Source organism: Streptomyces sp. NPDC055966 (assembly GCF_042269865.1).
Lineage (GTDB): Bacteria > Actinomycetota > Actinomycetes > Streptomycetales > Streptomycetaceae > Streptomyces.
Window position 1 is genome coordinate 410505 of sequence record NZ_JBHJYK010000004.1, and the last position, 14741, is coordinate 425245.

At 69.9% G+C, this 14741-nt stretch carries 15 protein-coding genes and 2 pseudogenes; 4 read left to right on the top strand and 13 right to left on the bottom strand.

What is annotated here, in order from left to right:
- Window positions 1-218 precede the first annotated feature (218 nt).
- Window positions 219-2642, top strand: coding sequence for a non-reducing end alpha-L-arabinofuranosidase family hydrolase (locus ACFC8N_RS11615; protein ID WP_376287991.1), 2424 nt, complete (start codon window positions 219-221; stop codon window positions 2640-2642).
- A 126-nt stretch (window positions 2643-2768) separates the two neighbouring features.
- Here the strand turns inward: ACFC8N_RS11615 and ACFC8N_RS11620 are convergent, their stop codons facing one another.
- From ACFC8N_RS11620 to ACFC8N_RS11670, 11 genes and pseudogenes are all read right to left on the bottom strand, one after another.
- Window positions 2769-4427 carry an RICIN domain-containing protein gene (locus ACFC8N_RS11620; RefSeq protein ID WP_376287992.1) on the bottom strand — a complete coding sequence of 553 codons (1659 nt, stop codon included), beginning with the start codon at window positions 4425-4427 and terminating at the stop codon, window positions 2769-2771.
- Between the two features lie 578 nt (window positions 4428-5005).
- Entirely contained in the window at window positions 5006-5293 is a 288-nt protein-coding gene (locus ACFC8N_RS11625; RefSeq protein WP_376287993.1) for an SCO5918 family protein, read from the bottom strand.
- A gap of 34 nt (window positions 5294-5327) precedes the next feature.
- A complete protein-coding gene (locus ACFC8N_RS11630) occupies window positions 5328-5663 on the bottom strand; it encodes a CBS domain-containing protein (RefSeq protein WP_356039800.1) in 336 nt (111 codons plus the stop codon).
- 151 nt (window positions 5664-5814) lie between these two features.
- Complete coding sequence (locus ACFC8N_RS11635; protein ID WP_376287994.1) at window positions 5815-7293, bottom strand: DEAD/DEAH box helicase; 1479 nt, start codon at window positions 7291-7293, stop codon at window positions 5815-5817.
- 218 nt (window positions 7294-7511) lie between these two features.
- A complete protein-coding gene (locus tag ACFC8N_RS11640) occupies window positions 7512-7718 on the bottom strand; it encodes a cold-shock protein (protein ID WP_020943091.1) in 207 nt (68 codons plus the stop codon).
- A gap of 232 nt (window positions 7719-7950) precedes the next feature.
- The gene (locus ACFC8N_RS11645; RefSeq protein WP_356039786.1) at window positions 7951-8289 is read right to left on the bottom strand and encodes a MerR family transcriptional regulator; all 339 of its coding nucleotides are present in this window, start codon (window positions 8287-8289) and stop codon (window positions 7951-7953) included.
- Window positions 8290-8595: 306 nt separating this feature from the next.
- Window positions 8596-8733: pseudogene (locus tag ACFC8N_RS11650) on the bottom strand (DUF5994 family protein); the annotation flags it as partial.
- A 110-nt stretch (window positions 8734-8843) separates the two neighbouring features.
- Entirely contained in the window at window positions 8844-9233 is a 390-nt protein-coding gene (locus tag ACFC8N_RS11655; protein WP_376287995.1) for an STAS domain-containing protein, read from the bottom strand.
- 70 nt (window positions 9234-9303) lie between these two features.
- Entirely contained in the window at window positions 9304-9798 is a 495-nt protein-coding gene (locus ACFC8N_RS11660) for a DUF5994 family protein (protein WP_376287996.1), read from the bottom strand.
- Between the two features lie 133 nt (window positions 9799-9931).
- Window positions 9932-10246, bottom strand: coding sequence for a hypothetical protein (locus ACFC8N_RS11665; RefSeq protein ID WP_356039774.1), 315 nt, complete (start codon window positions 10244-10246; stop codon window positions 9932-9934).
- Between the two features lie 78 nt (window positions 10247-10324).
- Complete coding sequence (locus ACFC8N_RS11670; protein ID WP_376287997.1) at window positions 10325-10585, bottom strand: hypothetical protein; 261 nt, start codon at window positions 10583-10585, stop codon at window positions 10325-10327.
- 288 nt (window positions 10586-10873) lie between these two features.
- Between ACFC8N_RS11670 and ACFC8N_RS11675 the strand changes: the two genes are divergently transcribed.
- Complete coding sequence (locus tag ACFC8N_RS11675) at window positions 10874-11575, top strand: hypothetical protein (RefSeq protein ID WP_376287998.1); 702 nt, start codon at window positions 10874-10876, stop codon at window positions 11573-11575.
- Between the two features lie 11 nt (window positions 11576-11586).
- Window positions 11587-11820, top strand: a pseudogene (locus tag ACFC8N_RS11680) (VapC toxin family PIN domain ribonuclease); the annotation flags it as partial.
- A gap of 296 nt (window positions 11821-12116) precedes the next feature.
- Here ACFC8N_RS11680 and ACFC8N_RS11685 read toward each other — a convergent pair.
- Window positions 12117-12506: a hypothetical protein gene (locus ACFC8N_RS11685; protein WP_356029850.1), complete on the bottom strand. Its 390-nt coding sequence runs from the start codon at window positions 12504-12506 to the stop codon at window positions 12117-12119.
- Window positions 12507-12545: 39 nt separating this feature from the next.
- Entirely contained in the window at window positions 12546-13232 is a 687-nt protein-coding gene (locus ACFC8N_RS11690) for a TNT domain-containing protein (protein ID WP_356029849.1), read from the bottom strand.
- A gap of 341 nt (window positions 13233-13573) precedes the next feature.
- On the opposite strand from ACFC8N_RS11690, the gene ACFC8N_RS11695 reads away from it, so the two are divergent.
- Window positions 13574-14512 carry a DPP IV N-terminal domain-containing protein gene (locus ACFC8N_RS11695; protein ID WP_362822382.1) on the top strand — a complete coding sequence of 313 codons (939 nt, stop codon included), beginning with the start codon at window positions 13574-13576 and terminating at the stop codon, window positions 14510-14512.
- Window positions 14513-14741: the final 229 nt, after the last annotated feature.

Consider the following 14741-nt stretch of genomic DNA (forward strand, 5'->3'; position numbering starts at 1 on the left):
CGGGGGGGGGGGGGGGGGGGGGGGGGGGGGGGGGGGGGGGGGGGGGGGGGGGGGGGGCCGCTGGGGGGGCCCGGGGGGGGGGGGGGGGGGGCCCCCCCCCCCCCCCCCCACCGCTCGATGCCGTGAAAATTCTTCCCCCGATCGCGGCAACCTTTGTGTGCGTGGCGGCAACTGGCGGGTAACCAAGGCCGGATCAAGGCCCGTTGTGCCAGAAGGGCATGCCGTTGTCAGATCAGAACCGCTCCCATCGCCGCCGTCCGGCTACCCGCCGCGTGCTCGCCGCCGCCGTGGTCCTCGCCGCCGCGGGTGCTGCCGTACCCCTGGTCGCCCAGGCCGCACACACGCCGAACGCCCGCACGCCGACCCTGGCCGGTGCGGCGGCCGGCAGTGGCCGCTACTTCGGTACGGCAGTGTCCTCGGGCAGGCTCGGCGACTCGACGTACTCCAGCGTTCTCGACCGGGAATTCAACATGATCACCCCGGAGAACGAGATGAAGTGGGACACCACCGAACCCTCCCGCGGGTCGTTCAACTTCGCCCCCGCCGACTCGATCGTCGGCCACGCCACCGGGCACGGGCAGCGCATGCGTGGCCACACCCTGGTCTGGCACTCCCAACTGCCCGGCTGGGTCAAGTCCATCACCGACGCCAACACCCTGCGCAGCGTGATGGACCACCACATCACCACCGAGATGACCCACTACAAGGGCAAGATCTACGCCTGGGACGTGGTCAACGAGGCGTTCGCCGACGGCGGCAGCGGTCAGCACCGCAGCTCGGTCTTCCAGGACGTGCTGGGCAACGGCTTCATCGAGGAGGCGTTCCGCACGGCCCGGGCCGCCGACCCCTCGGCCAAGCTCTGCTACAACGACTACAACATCGAGAACTGGACCGACGCCAAGACGCAGGGCGTCTACGCGATGGTCAAGGACTTCAAGTCCCGCGGCGTGCCCATCGACTGCGTCGGTTTCCAGAGCCACTTCGGCGCCGGCGGCCCGCCGGCCGGCTTCCAGACCACTCTGTCCAAGTTCGCCGCGCTCGGCGTGGACGTCCAGATCACCGAGCTCGACATCGCCCAGGCGTCCGCCGCCGCGTACACCAACGCCGTCAAGGCGTGCATGAACGTCGCCCGCTGCACGGGCATCACGGTGTGGGGCATCCGCGACAGCGACTCCTGGCGCACCGGTGAGAACCCGCTGCTGTTCGACGGGAGCGGCAACAAGAAGCCCGCCTACAGCGCGGTACTCACCGCCCTGGGCGGCACCAGTGGCAGCACGCCGGGCGGGGGCATCACCTCCGGCACGGTCTACACGCTCTCCGACGTGGCCGCCGGACGCGTTCTCGACGAGCCCGCGGGATACAACGGCAATGGCACCCCGCTCCAGGTGTGGGACGCCAGCGGTGCCTCCAACCAGCAGTGGCGGGCCGGCCGGAACAGCGACGGCTCCTACACGCTGACCAACGTCGCCAGCGGCCGGGTGCTGGACGAGCCGGGCAACCAGACGGGCAACGGGACGAGGACGCAGGTCTGGGACTCGGGCGGCGGCGCCAACCAGCACTGGCGGGCCGGCCGGAACGGCGACGGGTCCTACACGCTGACCAACGTCGCCAGCGGCCGCGCGCTGGAGATCCCCGGTGGTCAGACCGTCAACGGCACTCCCGTCCAGATCCGGGACTCGGGCGGCGGCGCCAACCAGCACTGGAACTTGAGGACTTCGGCGCCCGCGCCGACGGGCAGCACGTGTGCTCTTCCGTCGACATACCGGTGGACGTCGACGGGTGCGCTGGCGCAGCCGGCGAACGGGTGGGACGCGGTGAAGGACTTCACCGACGTGGTGTACAACGGCAAGCACCTGGTGTACGCGTCGAGCGTGTCGGGCTCGTCGTACGGCTCGATGATGTTCAAGCCCTTCACGAACTGGTCGGACATGGCGTCGGCCGGCCAGACCGGGATGCGCCAGTCCGCGGTGGCGCCCACGCTGTTCTACTTCGCGCCCAAGAAGATCTGGGTGCTGGCGTCCCAGTGGGGTGCGTCGCCCTTCGTCTACCGTACGTCGAGCGACCCCACCAACCCCGACGGCTGGTCCGCGCCGCAGACGCTGTTCACCGGCAGCATCCCCGGCGCCGCCCCGATCGACCAGACCCTGATCGCCGACGACCAGAACATGTACCTGTTCTTCGCCGGTGACAACGGCAAGATCTACCGGGCGAGCATGCCGATCGGGAACTTCCCGGGCAGCTTCGGCTCGTCGTACACGACGGTCATGAGCGACACGGTGAAGAACCTGTTCGAGGCGCCGCAGGTCTACAAGGTGCAGGGCCAGAACCAGTACCTCATGATCGTCGAGGCTCGGGGCGCGAACGAGCAGCGGTACTTCCGCTCGTTCACCGCCACCAGCCTGAGTGGTTCCTGGACCCCGCAGGCCGCCGGCGAGAGCAACCCCTTCGCCGGCAAGGCCAACAGCGGTGCCACCTGGACCAACGACATCAGCCACGGTGACCTGGTCCGCAACAACCCCGACCAGACCATGACCGTCGACCCCTGCCACCTGCAGCTCCTCTACCAGGGCAAGTCCCCCGCCGCGAGCGGCCCCTACGACCGACTGCCCTGGCGGCCGGGTCTCCTCACCCTGCAGCGCTGACCTGCCTGATCCACGGTGATCGCGATCGGGTGCGGTGCGCCGGCGCCTGGCCGAGAGGTCCGCAGCCCGACGAAGATGACGAAATGCGCCCCCATCGAAGAGATGGGGGCGCATTCGTACCTCCGCCTACTTGAGCGCTGTACCGCCCGAGTTGTGATAGGCGATCGTCTTGTTGATCAGGTTTCCGCCGTCGGTCTCGGCCGTGGTCTGTTCCTGCTGCCCTGGACCGAACAGCAGCCCGGCGACATGGGCGTTCGCCACCTGGTCCATGTGTCCGAAGAACCAGTCCACCTTGTCGTCCTTGTAATGGTTGAGGGTGTTGTTCTGCGCCATGTTGCCCACGGGGATCTGCCACAGGACCACCGGCTTGCCCGCGGACTCGGCCATCGTCTTGTAGAAGTTCAGCGCGGCGGCGGCCTTCTGGTCGGTCCAGAAGTGGTCACTGCCGCCGTGGGCCGGCTGTGCGTACCAGCCCGCGTCGCGGTCCGACACATCGGTGACCAGGAAGTCGGCGTTCTTCGCCCCGAGGTTCGCGTAGTCCTTGACGCACGCCTGTGTGTTGGTCTGCCAGTCGAAGCAGGAAAGGTGCATCCCCACGGCGGTGTTCGGCGCGTACGTGTGCGCCATCGAGATCAGGCACTGGGCCAGGCCGGTGGCGCTGTTCTCCTGCGATCCGCAGTCCGTCGGATTCGAGGCCGTGACCTGTGCGGGAACCTGGTGCGGATTGCCGAGCGAGCGGACGTAGCCCCAGAAGTCGGGTTCGAGGTCGATCGCGTCGTGCGACGTGCCGATCTTCTGGAGGAAGAAGCGGTAGTCGTTCAGGTACCGGGTGAGCAGGTCGGTCCGGTTGATGGCCTTGACCTCGCCCGGACCGTCGCCCTCGCCTGCCGCATCCCCGAGGTCGCGCAACGAGTACCAGGTCCAGAGCATCTTCTGCGGACGCGGGCTGCCCTTGTACGTCGCCTGGGCCGCCACGGTGTCCCGATAGGTCACGTAGGTGCCGGGCGCCGTGGTGCTGCCGGTCCAGCAGCCCCACCAGCCCGACCACCCGTCGTGGCAGCGGGCTGCCGAGTAGTAGTCCGACGAGGGCGCGGGCTGGCTGTGCACATAGGCGTACCGCACGTCGAACGGTGCGGCGGCCGCCGAGGCGTCGGACACCGAGCCGCCGACGAGCACCGTGCTGCTGCCCATGAAACGTGTCGTCGAACTGCCGCCACCGGCCGCCGGAGACGGAGCCGACGACGGCTGCGTGCCGACGCTCCCGGCCGGGACGAGTTGCCACTGCTGATCGGCGCCGCCCCGGTCGCGGTTCTGGACGACGTCGCCCCCGTCCGCCTTGGCGGCGTTGTGGACATCGACGGCCATGCCACTGAAGCGATTGACCAAACGCACGTAGCCGTCCGGCGACTTGGCCAGTTTGAACTGCTGGTTGGTGCCGTTCAGGTCTTTCCACTGCACGAGGGCGGAGCCGGCGGTCTTCGACCAGCCGAGGTCGTCCAGCACCTTGCCGGAGTTCCGGTTCTGCAGCCGGTAGTACCCGTCACCCGCGTCGATGAACCGCCACTGCTGGTTGGCCCCGCCGTGGCGCGCCCACTGCACCACCGCCGCGCCGTCGTTCGTGGCGTAGGCGCGGTCGTCCAGCACCTTGCCGCTGTTGCGGTTGACCAGCACGTACCACTTCTTCAGGTCCAGGGTTTGCTGGGCCGAAGCCTGGCTGACCACAACGGCGGAGCCGGCCACGACCACCATGACGAGGCCCGCCCAGAAACCCCGACGCGCGAGCAACCGACGGCCACGATGCTTCGGGCGACCACCGCGGGCGTGGCCGTCGGCGCGGGCCGCCACCGATGACGTGGGTGGGCTGGGGACATGTCTGTGCTCTCGTTCAAGGGACATGTCGGTGCTCTCTTTCAGCCGTCGTATCTGACCGGACCACTTGGCCGGACAACACTGAGTGGTCCGAGAGGCCGAAAAGGTTGCCGCGAAGAGCCACAGATTTCTTTTTGCGCCCTGACCGCCCGGCCCGCCGCCTCCCGGCCGCCGCGGAGCGGGGCGCTCAGGGCGCCGGGGCCGGTCCGGATGACGTTCGGCAGCGCGGTCAGGGCGGCGTCGAGGGTGTCCAGCCAGGCCCGCCCGTCCAGGAACCCGAGGATCATGAGCGTGCCGCTGCCGAGCCGTCCGGGCCGGTGAGGCAGAACCCGCGACCGCTCGGACGCGTTCCCGCCGGCTGGGCCACAACCTGCCTGCCACTCAGGGTGCGCGGAGGGCACGGAGTCATCGGTATGGGCAGTGTGAGGCGCCGGCAAGGCGCGCCGAGGTGCTGTCGGTCCTTCGTGACGCCGCTGCCGTCGAACTGGAAGACGTCACCAGTCGAACGCATGCTCGTCGGCTCGCGCGTCCCGGTCCGGCGTGACCGGACGCGCTTCGTGGCAGGTGAAGCCGAGACGGGTCAGCGCCCGGTGCATCTCGACCGAGGTGAAGTCGCGGCGGTTCTGCCTGGTGATCACTTCCCCGACCTGCATCACGGGGTAGACGCGGCGTTCGATGGTCACGCACACGCCGGTGGCGGGTTCGGGAGTGATGCCGCTCATCGAGTGCTCGACCTCGAACTTGGTCAGGTCGAAGGGGAACCGGGCGATGACACAGCGCATGGATGCCTCCACAGGGCGGTCAGGGAGTGATGGCTCAGGACGTGAGGGCGAGGATGCCCAGGGCGTAGCCGTGTTCGTCGATCACGGGGGACACGTCCAGGGTCCGGTCCCGCATGGCGGCCTCCGCCTCGCCGAGTGCGGCGACGGACGAGGTGAACGGTCCGCGGTCGAGCGGGATGTCCCGCAGCCGGGTCCGGTCGCTGTACCACGAGCCGCCGCGGTGCGCGGCGAGCTGGGCCCGGGTGACCAGTCCCGCGCACCGCCCGTCCTCGTCCCGGAGGAGCAGGTGCGGGACGCGGGCACCGATGAGCACGGACAGGGCCACGTCGACCGTCATGTGGTCGTCGACCTGGGGCCCGGGAGCGTGCATGGCGTCGCAGGCGGTCAGACCGACGCCGTCGGCGCTGCCGGCCTGCTGTGTTCGGGACGGGTACTGCGTCAAGGGCTTCTCCTCTTCGTCGGGGCGGGCGGGACGGGCGACGGATCTGCCTGACTGCTGGGAGTGCATCCCCGTACGGGGGCTACGGGGTGTTCCCCGGGGCGGGGCGACGGGCGCGGGCGGCGGCCCGGCCCCTGCGATTCCGGCCGGCGGATCCCTTGCCCTCGCGCCCGCCCCCGGTTCGTCCGTCGACCGGGGCGGTGAGGGTGACGGGCGTGCCGGAGGGGGTCCGGGCGCCGGTGATGCGCTGCAGTTCGGCCTCGCCGGGACGGATCCGGGCGGTGCCCGGAGTGATGCCGGCGTCGGCCATGAGACGGTCCACGGCGCGCCGCTGGTGCGGCAGGACGAGGGTGACGACGGTGCCGGACTCGCCGGCGCGTGCCGTACGGCCGCCGCGGTGCAGGTAGTCCTTGTGGTCGCCGGGAGGGTCGACGTTCACGACGAGGTCGAGGCCCGCGACGTGGATGCCGCGGGCGGCGACGTTGGTGGCCACCAGGGCCGTGACGTGGCCGTCCTTGAACTGGGCGAGCGTCCGGTTGCGCTGCTGCTGGGACTTGCCGCCGTGCAGGGCGGAGGCGCGCACCCCGACGGACAGCAGGTGCGTGGCGAGCCGGTCCACCGCGTGCTTGGTGTCCAGGAACATGATCACGCGCCCGTCGCGGGCGGCGATCTCGGTCGCGGCGGTGTCCTTGTCGGCGTCGCGCACGTGCAGCAGATGGTGCTCCATGGTGGTGACGGCTCCCGCGGACGGGTCGACCGAGTGCACGACGGGGTCGTGGAGGTAGCGGCGTACCAGGAGGTCGATGTTGCGGTCCAGGGTGGCCGAGAACAGCAACCGCTGGCCGCGGGCGGGGACTTGGCCGAGCAGCGCGGTCACCTGCGGCATGAAGCCCATGTCGGCCATCTGGTCGGCCTCGTCCAGGACGGTGACGGCGACCTGGTCCAGCCGGCAGGCTCCTCGCTCGATGAGGTCCTTGAGGCGGCCGGGCGTGGCGACGACGACCTCGGCGCCGCCGCGCAGCGCACTCGCCTGCCGGCCGATCGGCATGCCGCCCACCACGGTGGCGAGCCGCAGGCGCAGCGCACGGGCGTACGGGGTGAGCGCGTCGGTGACCTGCTGGGCCAGTTCCCGGGTGGGGACGAGGACGAGGGCGAGCGGCTGTTTGGGCTGGGCCCGCTGCCCGTCGAGGCGGGCCAGGACCGGCAGGCCGAAGGCGAGCGTCTTGCCCGAGCCCGTCCGGCCCCGGCCCAGGACGTCCCGGCCCGCCAGCGCGTTCGGCAGGGTGGCCGCCTGGATCGGGAAGGGAACGGTCACGCCCTCGGCGCGGAGTGCGGCCAGCAGCCGTACGGGCATGTCCAGTTCGGCGAACGACTCGACCGCGGGGAGCGGCTCGGTGAGGGTGACCGGCAGGGCGAACTCCTGTCGGCGTGCGGTGGGGCGTGCTCGTTGACCGTTCTTGTGCCGGGGGCCGGGACCGGAATTTCGACGGTGCGGTTCCTGCGCCCGGAAGCGGCTGGAACGACTGGAGCTACTGGAACGAGCGGAACGGGTTCGGTCCACGACGGGGCCTTCCTCGATGCGGCACGTATCGAGGAATTCCTTGAGGAGGAATCACAGGACTGAGCCGAGTGAAATCCGAAGACCTTGGGTTGACGTTCCTTACGTTCCTTACGGCCTTGCGGGAGCAGAAAAGAAATGGGCTGGGGCCCGCACCCCGAGAGCGCGGGCCCCAGCCACATGATGCGCGAACCAGTGGCTCGCGACGGTTCGCGTCAGCGTCAGGCGGGAACGATGTTCTCGGCCTGCGGGCCCTTCTGGCCCTGCGTGACGTCGAAGCTGACCTTCTGGCCTTCCTGAAGCTCGCGGAAGCCACCGTTGCTGATGATGTTCGAGTAGTGGGCGAACACGTCAGCGCCGCCACCCTCCTGCTCGATGAAGCCGAAGCCCTTTTCCGCGTTGAACCACTTCACGGTGCCAGATGCCATATTGAATCTCCTTTGGAGGGGCAGTGTCGGACTCCGCACTTTGCGGAGCCGAGTCGCCGCGATGATCACACCTCCGGAAAGATCCCGGAAAGCTCTGCAAAGAAAAAATCTCTGGCAACCAAAACCGCAACAGCTATCACGTTAACACAGAGCGAGTGGCAGCAGCCATGAGTTTTCGGACCGGTCCGGTAATTGTCGTCCCGCTGGAGTGTGCATTTCTATATCGGCGGGACTAGGTATCCGCACCGGGCTCGTCCAGCTTCCGGCGCATTTCCCGGTTCAGCCGGAGGGCGTCGTCGAGCTGGTCCTCCAGGGTGATGATGCGGCACGCGGCCTCGACGGGGGTGCCCTGGCCGACCAGTTCCCGGGCGCGGGCGGCGATGCGCAACTGGCGGCGGGAGTACCGGCGGTGGCCGCCTTCCGAACGCAGCGGGGTGATCAGCCCGGCTTCGCCGACGGCCCGGAGGAAGGCGGGGGTGGTGCCGAGAACATCGGCGGCCCGCCCCATGGTGTAGGCGGGATAGTCGTCGTCGTCGAGGTTGCCGGCGACAGGGGTGTTCTCAGCGGGCATGGCACCTTCGTTTCGGGGGCGCGGCGAGGGACCCGGGCGTGCGTGGCACCCCGTGCTGCGAAGGATTCGGCGCCATCCGCCCTCGCGCCATCCGCCTCGTGCGACAACCCTAACTCCGGCGGGCACGGACATGTGGTCCCGCCGTAACAGACATCCCCTCGGGACGACCAGCAGGTTCCTGCGCCCCTGGCCGGGTGCCATCAGGACGACGGTGCTCGGCGCGTGCGCCGTGGTGGCCCCGCGCAGCCGGACGACCTGGCCGCGGACGAGATGAGGCCCGGTGCCCCGGTCACCGGAGAGCAGCGGCGGAAGTTCCGCCGGGAGATCGAAGGTACGCGGCCACCAGGCCCCGTCGATACGGCGTGGCACGGTGCTCTCGGGCGCGAGGTACAGGCGCAGGAGAGGCGGGGCGGGCGGCGGGGGCCGTAGCCGGTCGCTCGTCATGAGGTGTCCTGTCGAGTGGTTCGGCGCGGTACGTCGGGTCCCGGCCGGACGCTGTGCCTCGGCCGCCGGGAGAGGGCAGGCGGAGGACGCAGTGGCCCGGATCGCCGCGGTCAGCTGTGCCGTCCGGGTGCCTGTGGCGCGCCGGTGCCGGCCGTGCGGCCCTCCCAGGCGTCCTGCGCGCTGGCGTAGGCGGGGAAGCGGTCGAGGAGACCGGTGCAGCGGAAGACCAGGTCGGTTGTGTGGTTGTCGTAGACGACGCGTATCCAGCCGCCCCGGCCACGGCAGTCGGACCACGCCTCGCACAGAGGCGCCAGGATGCTGCCGTCGGAGAAAGTCACCCGGCTCAGGTCCACGATGAGGCGGAGCCGTCCGGGCCGGGCGGCGCGGGCCTCGGCCAGGGCGCGGACCAGCGGCGCCACGGTCTGCGCGTCCAGCTCGCCGTGGGCGCGGACGATACGGCACTCCTCGAAGAGCTCGGGCACTTCGCCCTGCCTGGTCAACGGCTCACGGAGGACGGCACGTGAGGCCGGCCGACGTTCGCTGCCCAAGGTGCCCACGGGGAGGCGTGCCTCATGGTGTCTCCCCTGTCGTGCGCCCGAGGAGCCCGGTCTCGGCGAGCGTCAGCATGCGCCCGGCGGTCAGCGGGTTCTCGGGATCGGCTGCCGCGGCCGGCAGCCGGGCGGCTGTTCCGGCGGGCTCCTCGGGCGGGACGACCAGCAGCACCCGGCGCCCCACGGTGCCGCAGTCCAGGGTGATGACGTGCGCGGCACTTCCGGCGCCGGCCGGCTCCACGGCGATCTCCCGGCCGGGTGACATGACCGTGCGCGGCGCGTCGGGCCATTCGGCGGGGTCCACGGTGACCCGCACCGTGGTGTCCGGGTCCGGCTCCAACGAGCCGACCAACGAGGGCAGTTCGAGTTCCAGCGCGGCGCAGCGCGGCCACCAGGCCCCGTCCAGCGGGCCGTGGCCGGCCTCCGGGGTGAGGGCCAGGCGCGGCGGGGGCATACGGTACGTGTGCGCGCCGGCCGCGGGCGCGCCTCCGGCCGGCGTACTGCTCGGTTCCATCGTGCGGTCCCGTCCCGGGAGCCGTGGGGCGACTGCCCGTCTGGTCACTCGCCGGGAACGGCACCGCCGGAAGCGCTGCGCGAAGAGCTCTCGGTACGGTCAGGCTACTCCTGGCCGACGAGAGGCGGCCGGGTCAGTCGCCCGACTGCGACCGCTCTGTCCTCTCCCGGTCGTCCTGCTCCTCCTGCTCCTCCTCCAGCTCTTCCATCAGGCAGACGCCGACGTGTGTCAGCGAGACGGCGGCCGGGGTCCGGTGCGAGGTCCACTCCACGTTGATCAGGCCCTCGTCCGCCAGGTAGACGCACGCGGCGGAGAGGTCCTCGTCGGGCAGGTCCAGCTCGGCACGGAGCACCGATCCGCTGACCTCGGGGCGATTGTGTTCGACGGCCCCGTACAGGGATTCCAGGATCGTCTTCCGGATGTTCTTGCGTTCGCGGAGTTTCGTCATGGCTGTCGTTCTCCGAGGTGTTGACGGCCGCGCGGGGACGGACGCGACGGTGGATCTGCGTGGCCTCAGGGACCCGGATCACACCTCGTCGACGTGTGCTTGTGCCTGCTGCGTCGATGTACTGGTCGAGAGCCAGGACCGTGCGGGTTCCGCGGCGTTCGCGGTGTCGAGGGTGAGGTGGAGCCGGGTCCCTCCTTCGCGGCCGGCGGGGTAGCTGCGCTGCTCGGTCGAGGCGAAGCAACGGCGGAGGACGTCGGCCACGCGCCGGGCGACCTCCGGGGTCGCGGCCACGATGCGGACCTCGGCGTGACTCTCGGAGGGCAAGGACTCGTGATTCATACGGACCTCCTGGCGGGCGACGGGTACACACCAAGAACGCGGTCGCTGCCCGAGCCGCCGAGCGGCGGTGACGGGGTGACGGGGCTGCGCCGTGTTTCCGTGGCACCCCTCTTCTGAAGGGTATGCCGGGCAAGGGCGGCCGTGCGTACCGCGCCCGACCGGCGGTCCGGCCGGGAGTACGGTGGAGAGACCGAGGGCAATCCGCGCACCGGCTCCGACACCGGCGCCGCCCTCGGTGATCGACGACACGGGGGCGGTCCTCGTCCGCGCCCGGAGCAGGGTCGCCCCATGACCGCGCACATGTTCGCCCCGACGACCCCGACGCCGTGGAACGTCCCCGCGGCCCGGCCCGCACCGGCCAAGCCGCACCCGCACCCGTACTCGCGCACGCCGGGCCGACCGCGGTGGGAGCGGGGAGCCTCACCGTACGAGGGAGAACGCCTCCGCCCGCTGACCCGCGGGCAGGTCGAGGATCGCCTGCAAGAGCTGGGCGATCTGTACGCGAAGGTGTCCGGTGACGGCCCATGGGCGTGGAACCAGGCGCGCGGCGCCTTCCTGCGGCATCTCGCGGCCGACGTGCGACGACCGGGGTTCTCGCTGCTGATCGCGGAGACCACCGCCCTGACCGGATGCGCCTACGGCTTTCCCGCGGGCGGTGCCGGTCCGTGGCGGGAGGGCTTCGACGGACATCTGCCAGAGAGCCTGTTCCGCCGCGCCGCCTCCGGGCGGCTCTTCGTCGTCTCCGGGATCGTCGTCCCTCCCCGTGTGCGCCGGGAGCAGCCGGACCGTGCCTGGAATCTCGCCCGGCGCTTCCAGCGGCGACTGCTCGCCGACCACGGCGCCGTACTCGGCGTCACGCTGGTGGACGCCCGGGACCACAGGGCGGTCGAGGCGTTGCGGTCCTGGGGGTGGCGGAGCGCCGGGGACGACACCCTCACGGCTGTGCCGCCCGGCCCGTTCCGGGTTCTGGTGCTGGTTCCGGGGACGTGAGCACCGTACTCGTCGCTTCGGCTTCGGCTTCGGCTTCGGACAGGCGCAGCGCGATCGACGGCCTCCGCCGCCGGATGAGCCGGCGGCGCGTCGCCGTGCCGGAGATCACGGAGGGCCATCTGGGCGCTGCGCAGCCCGTCCGTATCCGATACAGCGGTCGAGACCTGGACCGGCGCGACTTCCGGGCCGCGCGCCCCCTGGGCCGCTACAAGGCGTTCCGGGAACTGCCCACCGGTCTGCCGCTTCGACGCGAACGTCCGGTCGCTGAAGTCGCCAGCCGTAGAAGGGACCTGGGCAGCCGTAGCCTTCAGGTGGAGGGGCACGTGACTCGGCTTGACAGGCCAGAGGCGCGTTTCGGTGGAGCGGGTGACGAGAATCGAACTCGCGCTCTCAGCTTGGGAGGCTCAGGTGATCCGGGGCCGATCGCTCTGCTGACCTGGGGTGGAGCGGTGTCGGTGTCCGGCCTCTCCGGCAGGTCCATCATGGAAGCCCGCCAGCCGGGCCGTGGCTCGTGCTGAGCCGCTTCTCGACGGCTCAGGATTCAACCGTCGTCAGCTGCCCCACGGTGACGATCGAAGTCTTCCCACGCCTGCCGCTGGATCTCTTCGGAGTTCGCAAGGAGTTCCTCCAGGGGCTGCGCCGGCCCGGAGGGGGGAGGCGGCAACTGGACGAGCGTGTCGTAGAGGTACGCGCATGCCTCGGTCTCGGTGGCGAAACTCCGCATGACGCTGTCCTGTGAGCGTTGGCGCAGCCCCACGGTCCAGCCATCGACCTCACGACACAGGAAGTAGTAGGCATCCAGCTGGATGGGCACGTCGTGGACACCGGGGATGTCGTAGAACGCCTCTGGAACGTCAGCCTCGCGGAGCCTTTCAACGAGTTCTGCGCTGTCCATCAGGTCCGTCCCATCGTCTGCCTCAGAGGTGGCCACCGACCGGGTAGATCCGCGGCCACCCCGGGCCTGGTCTCGTCAGGTCACATGCAGTTCTTCCAGTTTGTACGCGTTGATGAGCATGGGGATGGTCGGCTTCGTCACGTACTGGAGGCCCAGGCCGGGCTGGCCGAACCAGGGCCTGATCGGGCCGGCGTCGACGGTGAACGGCTGGAGGACCTTGTAGAGGTGGTAGCTGAACGGGTACGTGTTGACGTAGGTGTCGAGATTGCTTGGCGGGATCGCGCGCTTGGCGTACGGCGTGCCTGCGGGGGCGAGAAAGTTGCCGAAGCCGCTGCCGAAGAGGTCGACCAGCTGGCCCTTGCGCAGCGTCACGGAGTGCTTCACCGGCTTGCCGTTCTTCAGCACGAACCCGTTGTTGTCGGGATACCACCAGCCCGACTTCCCTGTCTGGGGATCCGTCTGCCAGTAGCATCCGAGGAACCAGTAGGCGGAGGTGCCGTCCGTGCGGTGATAGCCCCTCAGCATCTTGCCGAGGGCGCCTGTCCGGGGGAGGTAAGTCGGCCCCAGCCGCCAGTCGTTGAGGTAGTAGCGCTGGTACGCCGTCGTCGGCGCGGAGTTGTTCCCGCGGCTCCGGTGCGTCGTCGGGCAGTGGGATTCGTTCCCCGCCCGGAGGTGGTCTGCGTGGGCCGTGGCCGGTGAGATGCCGACCAGCAGGAGGAGCGAAGCGAGGACGCTCCCCACGAAAGCGCGCAGTACGCGCATCCGGTCTCCCTTTCTCTTCCGGCGCCGACAGGCGCCGCGTGGGGGCGGTCGGTCGGCTGTGGTGACCGGCTGACCGCCTCATCGTGTTACAGGGCTCAGTTCACGCGCGGCATATGCCTGAGAGGTGAAGGAGCCGCAGATAGTCACCCGAACCGATGAGCCGAATTCCTCGGATGGTCGAAGACCGGGGGCGATGCAACGGGTAGGCAGGGTGGGTCGGAGCGGCGGCCTGTGCGAATGGTGTGACGTCAGCGAGTCCCGTCGCGCTCATCGTATGAGAGTTCGAAACATCGGCCCTCCAGACCCGGAGGCCTCCGGGCCTCTTCAGAGAAAGAGCGCACATGCGGCTTTCACGCCCTGGGCTGTCGATCAGCCTGGCAATCGCTCTGAGCCTGCCCGTCATCGGCAGCGCATCGGCGGCAACGCTCGACTCGACAACCAACGGCAGTCTCATCGTGTCGGCCGGACAGACGACCGTCGCGATCAACCCCGCCGGCGGTTCGGTGACCGGCACCGTGGCGAACGGCCAGCAAGCCGTCTACTCCTCCGACGGCAAACAGATCGCCTACCTCTACGACAACGGCCCATGCGTCCAGCAGCCCGAAGGCGGCTGCGTGTGGCAACCCGATCTGATGACATCCAACGCGGACGGCACCAACCAGCAGCTCCTGGTCCACGCAATCCAGGGCGAGGGCGACGCCACAGACGACTACGTCATCCATCCGGACTGGTCGCCGAACGGCAAGCAGATCATCTTCGACTCCCCTCACGGCCTCGGCATGGTCAACACCGACGGCACCGGACTCCAGACGCTGACCGACGGCGGGGATGGAAAATTCTCGCCCGCCGGCGGTGAGATCGCGTTCATCCGCGACACCTCGTACGTGGCAGCGGACGGCAGCACGCAGTACGGCCCCGACGTGTACGTCATGGACCTGGCCACCCGGGCCGTCGTCCAGGTCACCACCGATCACCAGGCATGGTCGACACCGCTCACCTGGTCCCCGGACGGTACGCGCATCGTGTACGCCACGCAGAACGGCCTGAACGCCATCGACGTCGCCACCGGACAGGTGACGAACCTCGTCGACCCCACAACCTGGCCCACCGGGCTCACGGACGTCCAGACCCCCGTCTTCTCCCCGGACGGCAGCCAGATCGCCTTCTCCGGCTACGACCCGAACGCCGGTGTACAGGGCATCTACGCGGTCAACGCGGATGGCAGCAACTTCCGGACGGTCGCCGCGACCGGCGGGACCCTGACGGAGTGGACGGAGTAGCCGCGCAGAACTCCGCGTCGCCCCCCTAGCCCACCACGCCCCCCGGCTCCCATCCCGTACGCCACTACGGACACGGCCGCGTGCGACCCCAGCGTGACGGAGCGGACTTCGGGCAAGGGGTAGGCGGCGGCCCAGCACTGATACGAGCCGTACTGCCCGCCCGCAGGTAGGCCCTCAGCAAGGGCCGACGTCAGCATGGCCGTCCCTCTGGGCCCGGCTGCGCAAAGAG

Bases quoted from the DNA above. Each gene is read 5' to 3' on its own strand.
- ACFC8N_RS11615 (WP_376287991.1), top strand. From the start codon at position 219: ATGCCGTTGTCAGATCAGAACCGCTCCCATCGCCGCCGTCCGGCTACC.
- ACFC8N_RS11625 (WP_376287993.1), bottom strand. From the start codon at position 5,293: ATGCGCTGTGTCATCGCCCGGTTCCCCTTCGACCTGACCAAGTTCGAG.
- ACFC8N_RS11630 (WP_356039800.1), bottom strand. From the start codon at position 5,663: ATGCACGCTCCCGGGCCCCAGGTCGACGACCACATGACGGTCGACGTG.
- ACFC8N_RS11640 (WP_020943091.1), bottom strand. From the start codon at position 7,718: ATGGCATCTGGCACCGTGAAGTGGTTCAACGCGGAAAAGGGCTTCGGC.
- ACFC8N_RS11645 (WP_356039786.1), bottom strand. From the start codon at position 8,289: ATGCCCGCTGAGAACACCCCTGTCGCCGGCAACCTCGACGACGACGAC.
- ACFC8N_RS11660 (WP_376287996.1), bottom strand. From the start codon at position 9,798: ATGGAACCGAGCAGTACGCCGGCCGGAGGCGCGCCCGCGGCCGGCGCG.
- ACFC8N_RS11665 (WP_356039774.1), bottom strand. From the start codon at position 10,246: ATGACGAAACTCCGCGAACGCAAGAACATCCGGAAGACGATCCTGGAA.
- ACFC8N_RS11670 (WP_376287997.1), bottom strand. From the start codon at position 10,585: ATGAATCACGAGTCCTTGCCCTCCGAGAGTCACGCCGAGGTCCGCATC.
- ACFC8N_RS11675 (WP_376287998.1), top strand. From the start codon at position 10,874: ATGACCGCGCACATGTTCGCCCCGACGACCCCGACGCCGTGGAACGTC.
- ACFC8N_RS11690 (WP_356029849.1), bottom strand. From the start codon at position 13,232: ATGCGCGTACTGCGCGCTTTCGTGGGGAGCGTCCTCGCTTCGCTCCTC.
- ACFC8N_RS11695 (WP_362822382.1), top strand. From the start codon at position 13,574: ATGCGGCTTTCACGCCCTGGGCTGTCGATCAGCCTGGCAATCGCTCTG.